The organism is Streptomyces phytophilus (assembly GCF_013870535.1).
Classification (GTDB): Bacteria; Actinomycetota; Actinomycetes; order Streptomycetales; family Streptomycetaceae; genus Streptomyces; species Streptomyces phytophilus.
The window spans coordinates 1-1,333 of sequence record NZ_JACBXC010001498.1; the positions used below are offsets into that span (position 1 = coordinate 1).

Consider the following 1,333-nt stretch of genomic DNA (forward strand, 5'->3'; position numbering starts at 1 on the left):
GAGGCGATCGACGCGTACGGCGCCACCGCCACCTGCGCCGCGATGGTCGGCGCGGCGCAGCGGGTCCTCGACATGACGGTCGGGTACGCCGCGGAGCGGGAGCAGTTCGGCCGGCCGATCGGCAGCTTCCAGGCGGTCCAGCACCACTGCGCCGACATGGCCGTGGACGTGCTGAGTTCGCGCTTCATGGCGTACGAGGCGGGCTGGCGGCTGGCCGAGGGCCTGGACGCGGCGGCGGAGGTGTCGATGGCCAAGGCGTGGGTGGGCGAGGCGTGCCGCCGGGTCTGCGACACGGGCCACCAGGTGCACGGCGCGATCGGCTTCACCCACGAGCACGACCTGCACCTCTTCTCCGGCCAGATGGCGGCCTGGGCCCTGGCCTTCGGCGACGCCGACCACCACTGGGCCCGCCTGGCCGACCGCCTGGACCCGCACACCTGACGACACCCGCCCGAGCGCCGCGGGCACCCGGATGCCCGCGGGCGCCCAGTCCCCACCGGCAGGGGCGCGCGGGATCGCCACATGCGCGTACGGGCCCGGCAGCCCGTTGCCGTGCGTCCCGGGCTCAGGTGTCCTGCGCCTGGTCGCCGGGGCCCACGAGCAGTTCGGCCAGGGTGAGGAACGCGTCCGTCGTCGCCACCCGGAGCCTGCTCAGGTCGCAGTCGGCGCTGCGGAGCGAGCCGTCGAACGGGACCTGGACCACCTGGTCGCGGCCGATGCCCAGGCGGCCGGCGACGGTGGCGGTGACGTCGCGGCCCGACGGCTGCTCGATCTGGGTGGCGACGACGATCACCTCGCGCACCAGGTCCCCGTGGCCGCCCTCGCGCAGCGCGTCCAGGGAGCGGGCGGCGGCGTCGACGAACCAGTCGGCCGTGCCGCAGCACAGGACGAGCCGGTCGGTCCGGTTCAGGACGAAGTCCGCGGCCCGGTCCAGGCGCAGCAGGCTCCAGTCGGTGAGCACGAAGGGGTAGTGGGGCGCGGTGTGCGCCAGGACCTGGTCGTACTCGTACGCGTGGGAGGAGTTCGGCGCGATGTAGCCCTCGCGGTGCGCGACCACTTCGAGGCCCGAGTCCAACTGCGTGGTCAGCGCCCGGATCCGCGGGTAGGGCGGGTCGGCGGGGAGCATGGCCAGGTCGCGCGGGCGGGCCCCGCCGCGGCGGCCGACGAAGTGGTGCAGCGAGCCGTCGGTGGCCGCCCCGTCGAGCGCCAGGACCGGCTCGCCCCGCACCGCGGCGAGCAGCGAGCCGACGGCGACGGTCGTGGTGGCCCGTCCGCTGTAGTGGTACGCGCCGACCAGGGTGACGCGCCTGCTCCGGGTCAGGGGCACCCGCAG

The 1,333-nt window shown here is 75.5% G+C and carries 2 protein-coding genes; one reads left to right on the forward strand and one right to left on the reverse strand.

The window, feature by feature from the left end:
- Positions 1 to 441, forward strand: a 441-nt coding sequence (locus H5J30_RS33695) for an acyl-CoA dehydrogenase family protein (protein WP_181791569.1), incomplete at its 5' end; no start/stop codon positions are given.
- A gap of 124 nt (positions 442 to 565) precedes the next feature.
- On the opposite strand, the gene H5J30_RS33700 is transcribed toward H5J30_RS33695, so the two are convergent.
- Positions 566 to 1,333, reverse strand: a 768-nt coding sequence (locus H5J30_RS33700; RefSeq protein WP_181791571.1) for a MinD/ParA family ATP-binding protein, incomplete at its 5' end; no start/stop codon positions are given.